The 6,784-nt window shown below is 55.4% G+C and carries 6 protein-coding genes and 1 tRNA gene; 5 read left to right on the top strand and 2 right to left on the bottom strand.

The window, feature by feature from the left end:
* Positions 1 to 2,084, bottom strand: a 2,084-nt coding sequence (mobF, locus tag VFU50_01780) for a MobF family relaxase (protein ID HEU5231560.1), incomplete at its 3' end; no start/stop codon positions are given.
* A 243-nt stretch (positions 2,085 to 2,327) separates the two neighbouring features.
* Here mobF and VFU50_01775 point away from each other — a divergent pair.
* The 4 genes from VFU50_01775 to VFU50_01760 all read left to right on the top strand — a co-directional run bounded on the left by VFU50_01775 (position 2,328) and on the right by VFU50_01760 (position 5,853).
* A complete protein-coding gene (locus VFU50_01775) occupies positions 2,328 to 2,786 on the top strand; it encodes a hypothetical protein (GenBank protein HEU5231559.1) in 459 nt (152 codons plus the stop codon).
* The gene (locus tag VFU50_01770; protein ID HEU5231558.1) at positions 2,779 to 3,570 is read left to right on the top strand and encodes a hypothetical protein; all 792 of its coding nucleotides are present in this window, start codon (positions 2,779 to 2,781) and stop codon (positions 3,568 to 3,570) included. Before VFU50_01775 ends, VFU50_01770 begins: the two co-directional genes overlap by 8 nt.
* Positions 3,567 to 4,412, top strand: a complete 846-nt coding sequence (locus VFU50_01765; protein HEU5231557.1) for a hypothetical protein — start codon at positions 3,567 to 3,569, stop codon at positions 4,410 to 4,412. The genes VFU50_01770 and VFU50_01765 overlap by 4 nt, the downstream gene beginning before the upstream one ends.
* Positions 4,413 to 4,497: 85 nt before the next feature.
* Positions 4,498 to 5,853, top strand: a complete 1,356-nt coding sequence (locus VFU50_01760) for a site-specific integrase (GenBank protein HEU5231556.1) — start codon at positions 4,498 to 4,500, stop codon at positions 5,851 to 5,853.
* 57 nt (positions 5,854 to 5,910) lie between these two features.
* Here the strand turns inward: VFU50_01760 and VFU50_01755 are convergent.
* Positions 5,911 to 5,987: transfer RNA gene (locus VFU50_01755), tRNA-Met, on the bottom strand.
* 267 nt (positions 5,988 to 6,254) lie between these two features.
* Here VFU50_01755 and VFU50_01750 point away from each other — a divergent pair.
* A partial coding sequence (locus tag VFU50_01750) for an MFS transporter (GenBank protein ID HEU5231555.1) occupies positions 6,255 to 6,784 on the top strand: 530 nt, incomplete at its 3' end.

Genomic DNA, 6,784 nt, shown 5'->3' with positions numbered 1-6,784 from the left:
TGCCCTGATTCGAAGTTCCGTGAGGATTGCTTCTGTGCCGTCGTCCAATTGACGGAAACATGCCTTTCTACTTCAACACCGGCGCCCAGCTTGCCTGATCGTGAGCGTTCCGCACGAATCGCCGCCGTAATTTGCTCAATTTCGTCGTGTGTTGCCGCGACCACCAAGACATTCGGATTCTGTCCCTTTGCGCTGAGCTCCATAATCGTGTCTGAGTATGCCTTCTGGACGGCCTCGGCGCGATCTTCCCAAGAAACCTCTCGGATCGCTCCCATCGCGTCCAGCTTTGCTATGCCCCGTTCCGGATCACGCCGCAGCTCTTGCACTGCTTCACGGTATTCCGCACTCGACTGGCGTTCGACGTGGGTCAGCGACACACTATTGAGACCTGATTCCTTCTCCAGGATCCGAAGAGCATCGGTTGCTTCGACGCTACGGATCTGGCGAGTGTCGCCACTGAATATCAGTCGCGCCCCTTGGTCTTCCGCCAGCTTCAGCAACTCGGACATTTGCCGTCCCGAAATCATTCCCGCCTCGTCGGCGATTATGACTTTGTCCGAAAGACTCTGCTGAGTTCCCTCGTCTTGCAGCAGGCGTTGTACGGTCATGGCATCGTTGAACCCAACCTTCTGCAGTTCTTCTACGGCGCTCATGCTCGGTGCGACTGCAACAACTTCCCGGCCGCTTTCGTTGAGCGCCAGGTGAAGTTCGAGCAACGTGGCAGTTTTCCCGGTTCCTGCAGCACCGCGAATGTTGACCGCCAGGTCACGACTTCCGAGCACAAATTGAACTGCGTTCCGTTGTTCAGGACGCAATTGGCTGGATAAATCGATTTCGTTGTCGCCGAGGGAGTTGAACTTGCCGATCCCGCGATCAATTCGGGAGATCATGTCCCGTTCGCGCTCAAGCGTTTCGCGCGTCGCGATGTCCTTTCCTGCACGAAGCACTTCGCCACTACCTTCCTGAAGTGCAAAACTGCCCTTGAGTTCATCTACGGCAATCCGGCCACGACCGTGCCTTAGCGCTTCTGTGAACAGCTCATAATCCCGAGCGACCGATACCCGCTCGAATACATGTTGTTCGGCATAGTCCAGCGACTCCCTCGCTGATTCCCGCTCAGAGCCAGACCCACGGTCGAGGCTATCTTCCCGCAGCTGGTCGAGACCCAAGGCTTCGTCAGGGCTTAGGCGTTCGATTTGTAAGCTGTGTACCTCGTCAGTTGAAATCTCGACCAGCTTTTCGGCTCGGGATTCCCGCACCAGGACTGCGACCTCGTTGTCCGTCGGCTTGCGTCCGTTTTCTTTCGTGAACTCCTCGATTGCGCGGTCACGCTGCTGACTGCGTTGACTGTATTTGTCGATCAGTTCAGGGGAAACACCTTTGATCTCGAATCCCCGGTCCTTGCCCTTGGTGTCGCGGCGATCTTCCACTTCGTACCCGAGGCTTCGGACCTCACGAGCCAAAGCGTTCCTGTATACCTCGGTCAAATAAGCCCGCTGTTCGTATATGTCTGAGGCCTGCAAGGCCTTCCAGCTTCCTTCCGTGCCGTCGTAGGTCAGGTTGGCAGCGACAGCATGTGTGTGCAATTGAGGGTCAAGTTCGCGGCTGGTGTCATGATGATAAACCGCAAGAACCAGATTCCCAGTTGTGCGGTCGTCGTTTGCGCCATCCTTGCGCACACGACTCGCCGCTTGTACTTCCAACTCTTTAAGCGCCTCGTCAACCGCCTTGCGATGGGCCTCGATCAGCCGCTCATCCCCACCCACTTTGGCCATCACGGAAACGGATTTCGGAGCGGAGATAGTGAAGTCGTACAGATTACGGCCACGGCTGTGTACGTTCCCGTCTGCTCCGATCCGATCCGCACTGTGGCGCTGGCGAAGAAACTCCCCAGTATTCGGATCGAGTCCTTGCCGGAGTGCCTCGAACTGCTCTGACTCGACTTCACCTGACAGCCCTAGCAGCTCCGCTCCGTGTCCCTGCCATGTGCCAGTGATGCGCTCGCCTTCGGCGTAGTAGTCGCTGTGCTGCAAGTGCCGCTCGGAATAGCCTGATCCGTCCGACATCGCGCGAATGGTCAGCATGGAAGAACAACCTCAATAACTCACTTTGCACATAGACACCATCCCTAAGCCTTCGGCTTAGGTTCGGTGCGGCGCCCGCTATGCGGACGCTTTGCGGTCAATTCGCGGTGGATTTGCGGCGTCTTCACGGCCTCTTTGCGGAGCTTCGGCCATCTTTTCTGGGTGCGCTCAGCGTCTGTTGTTAGCAGCAGTCCGTTACAGAATTCAGGACTCGAACGCCGATTCAGCACGTTTGGAGCCAGAATGAAGCCGCAGTTTGAAGCCATCCTCAAGAGCCTGCCTGCGCAAGTGCCGCGCTCACGCTTGCATCCGTATGGCGAGCTAATTCGTGAGATGCGGAAACGCAAACGTTCGTATCGCGAAATCACCGAAGTGCTGCGCGATCAGTTTGGGTTGAAGGCTGGCATTAGTACCGTCAGAGATTTCCTTCGTGCGCAGACGAAATCAAGAACGAAACACCGCGACCGAGACAATCACAACTTGTCTACGACCAGGAACAGAAAAGAACTAATAGGAACAAATAAGGAACGAGAAGCACTGGCAGGCACTACAACGCAACAGAAGGCATTTGAGAGCACTGAAAGACATTCTCAGCAATCGATCCAACGAGGTTTGTCAAAACCCATGAACAAACCACGCTTCGAATACAACTCTGACGAGCCGCTGCGCATTCTCCGTAAGCAGGGAGAGCACGATGAATAGCGATAGCTATACAGAACAGTTACATCCTGACACTGAACCTCCGGTGTCAGTAGCACCAATGGAGCAGACCACCAAACGCGTAATTCTCACTATGGGCGGCAAAGGAGGAGTCGGTAAGACAAGCTTCATGCTCGCTGTTGTCGAATGGTTCGCTGCCCAGAAGGTCGAAGCCAAGCTGCTCGATCTCGACACGGAGAACAAGAGCCGTGGCAGCTTGTCGCACTACTTCAACAAAGCCGCGACCAAAGTAGACATCCACACCGCCGCGGCCCTGGATACGTTCATCGATTATCTCGAAAACGGTGTTTCCATTGTGCTGGCCGACATGGGCGCAAGTTCCGGTAACGTCACGTACGACTGGTTTGATTCCATGTTCGAGGACATTCAGGCGTTGGGCGTCAGCTTTACTGCAATCGGAATCGTGACTCCCGACCCGGCCAGCGTTGAAAGTGTCCTCAATTGGGCTGCCCGCCTCCAAGATCGTGTCGAGTACATCATTGTGGAGAATGCGATCACCTATCCGGCAGACTTCGCCTACTGGCGCGGGACTGAGCAAGCGCAACGGTTTCGAGATCTTTTTCAGCCGCTTGTGCTCAAGATGGATTTCCGCCTACCGGAACTGGAAAATCCGGCCCGGCAACATGGAATCACCTTGGGCAAGATTGCCGAGCGAAAGCACGATGTGAACGAGTTGGGGCGAGCTTCGCTGGTGCTTCGGGCTCAGAGCTACCGAAGACGCCTGTTCGAGGAAATCGAGAAAGCCAAGCATCTACTCCTGCCGTGACTGAACAACTCAAAATCGCAGCAACCCCGAATGGGGACGCAGACTTCATCGACGAAATCGCGGAGCTACTACCATCGGAGCAGCGCCAGTTGTGGTATCGCGATATGGCGCACCTGCGGCGCCTGCCCGAAGACGACGAACTTCTGCGACTCGCCCGCGCAATGGGATTTCTGGCGCTGATCACGCGGCAGGTTCCGGTCGAAATTGCTAGTGAAAGACAGAAGCTTGCCGCAACAGTAAAAGAGGCCGTCAGCTCTATCGAAGCTCTCCGGCATGACACGGCTGCGTTTCACCAGGAGATCGAAAATCGCCTGGCGAAGCTGCCGAACGAAATTGCTGAAGGAGTCAATCCGAAATCAATTGCAGCCATCCTGGGGGAGAGTCTACGCCAGCAATTCATGCAGAGCGGCCTGCCTGAAACGAGTAAAGCTCTCGCGCTCATCGCCAAACAGACCGGCCAGGCGGCGACCGAGTTTGACTACTCGTCCCGACAGATGGTCGAGAACTGTCGGAATACGACCAAGGAATTTTGTGACGATTTTAGAGGCATGCAAACGATGATCCGGGTAACGACAAGAGAAGCAACGGAGGCAGCACAGGCACTGAGGCAGAGATTCCTTCGTGAATACAAATGGTCGGTCCTGACCCTCTGCACTGTCGCGCTCATGCTTGCGTTCAGCCTCGGCATTGTGTGGCAGCACTGGAGAGAAAAGCCACAAATTGCACCGACTGCCGCTCCAGTCCTTTCGCAGACGCCAATGAACCCATCTCCTGCGAGCTCACTTCCCCATGACCGCAATCCACACGTTCACGCGAAACCAGCTCACGAAACGAACCGATAAGCCTCCATTGCCAAACGTGTCTAAATCGTCTTTTCCCCTCACCGGCCAGCGACCCGGAATCCGAGAGCTTGATCGGCCGAGTCAATTGGCGCATTTCAGGCTTGACCAAAATTCAGACCAGTTCCTCCCCTTCGATGCACACCCGAAAAAACGAACAAAACAAAACGGCGCCATTAGCTTTTTGGACTCCCAACGATCAATTCATTCACAGGCCGTTCGAGTACAATCAGCCTGCCATCCGTCCCGCAGACGAGGAAAGGAGTTTCCTTTGAAGCGGAAACGGTATCAAGCCGGTTCCTTACACCGGAAGCAGCGAAAGAGAGATTCAGACGTGTGGGTATTGCGATATCGCGAGTCCCAGCAGGACGGCACTCAAGCACATCGCAGCATCATCATCGGAACAGTTGATGAATACCCCACGAAGGCCAAGGCGCAGAAGGCTGCCGAGGCACTTCGTTTAACCCTCAATACCGACTATAAACCTACAAGGGTCGCCACCGTAGCAACACTCGTTGACAGATACATGCTTGAGGCGATGCCTGAACGCTATTCGACTACCCAGAGCTACACATCGTATTTGAACGGGTACATCAAGCCCAAATGGGGCGATTATGACGTCATCACTTTGGGCCAGAACCCATTCTGGGTAGAGAAGTGGCTTCGAGCATTACCGAACGCACCAAAAACCAAAGCTCACATTAAGGGACTCATGCATCGTTTGTACGAGTACGCGATGAAATGGCGCATGATGTCGATTCAACGAAACCCGATGGAATTGGTCGAAGTGAAAGGCGCCTCCAGAAGGATGCGAAAGCCGAAGGTATTAACGGTTGAGCAATATCATTTGCTTTTGCCGGCGATTCCCGAGCCTTATCGCACCATGGTGGTAATCGCCCAATGCCTAGGCCTCAGAATTAGCGAGATTCTCGGCTTGCAATGGCGCGATGTTGATTTTCAGTCGCGTGTTATTCGCGTAGAAAGAGGAGTGGTTCAGGGTCATGTGGATCGCGTCAAAAGCGAATATTCCGAAGATGATGTTCCGCTTGATCCCGCGATTGCCAGAGTGTTGCAGCACTGGCAGCAAGCTTGTCCCTCCAGTGCTGAAGGCTGGCTATTCTCGAATCCAGCAACGCGCAAGCCGTATCACGCTAGTGAAATCTGCAAGAACTACATACGGCCGCCGGCAGAAAAGCTCGGCTTCGGGAAGATTGGCTGGCACACCTTTCGCCACACGTACAGGACGTTGCTTGATGAAACAGGTGCGCCGATGAAAGTGCAGCAGGAGCTAATGCGCCATGCCAACATTCAGACCACTATGAATGTGTACGGATCTGCGATGTTGGAAAGTAAGCGAACTGCGAACAGCAAAATCGTTCGCATGGTTCTTGTGCCGTCACTTTCAGGGGAAAATGAAAAAGGCCGCTCCACGGCAGCCTCTTAATGTTCCCTATTGTTCCCCCGTAGTTTGGGGCGATTCCTCGTAACCTGCTGAATCTTTTGGTTGCGGGGGGTGGATTTGAACCACCGACCTTTGGGTTATGAGCCCAACGAGCTACCAGACTGCTCCACCCCGCAGTTCGATCATAACAACCGTGTTCCAGAGCGTCAAACCCGCGCGGCAATGGCACGGAGCTAACTTCGACGAGACCGTGATTGCCGCGAGACAATATGTCGGGAGTAAGGCCACAGTTGCCGGAGAATTTCACTTGCATCAATGAACGGAGCGCGTCGGCGGCATCTGCCGGCACGCCTCGCGAGCGGCACGCCGACCTTCCCCTCGCATGTGTGACGTTCCCGCGTAGCACTTCGTCCTGCCGCAACTCTGTGGCAAATTAGTAGGACATGTCTGCGTCCGATTACGGCCATTCCGGCCTCGCCGCGTTTCGCCACCTCGACTTCTCGCTGTATGAGATCGAGCGTTTCCTGGTGGTCGCGGCGCTGGAAATGCAATCGGTCGCGGTTGGATGGCAGGTCTACGAAATTACGCGGCGACCCCTGGATCTTGGCCTGGTTGGCCTGGCGCAGTTCCTGCCGAATATCCTGCTGTTTCTGCTCGCAGGGCATACCGCCGACCGCATCAGCCGCAAGAAGGTGCTGTTGTTCTGCAATTTTGGATTTGCGTTGTGCTCAGCGTTGCTGATCGTGATCACCCGAACTGAGCCGCGCGACGTGAACGCCATCTATGCGGTATTGGTCCTGCTGGGGGTGGTGCGCGCGTTCAACAGTCCGGCGGGGAGGGCGCTGCTCCCGCAGCTTGTGCCGACCGAAGTCTTTCCCAACGCGGTGGCATGGAACGCCACGATTTTTCAGGGTGCGACGATTCTCGGCCCGGCGCTGGGCGGACTCCTCTACGCGCTGCTGGGCGGCGCCGC

Source organism: Terriglobales bacterium (assembly GCA_035764005.1).
Classification (GTDB): Bacteria; Acidobacteriota; Terriglobia; order Terriglobales; family Acidobacteriaceae; genus Gp1-AA112.
This window is presented reverse-complemented; position numbering and strand designations above follow the sequence as displayed.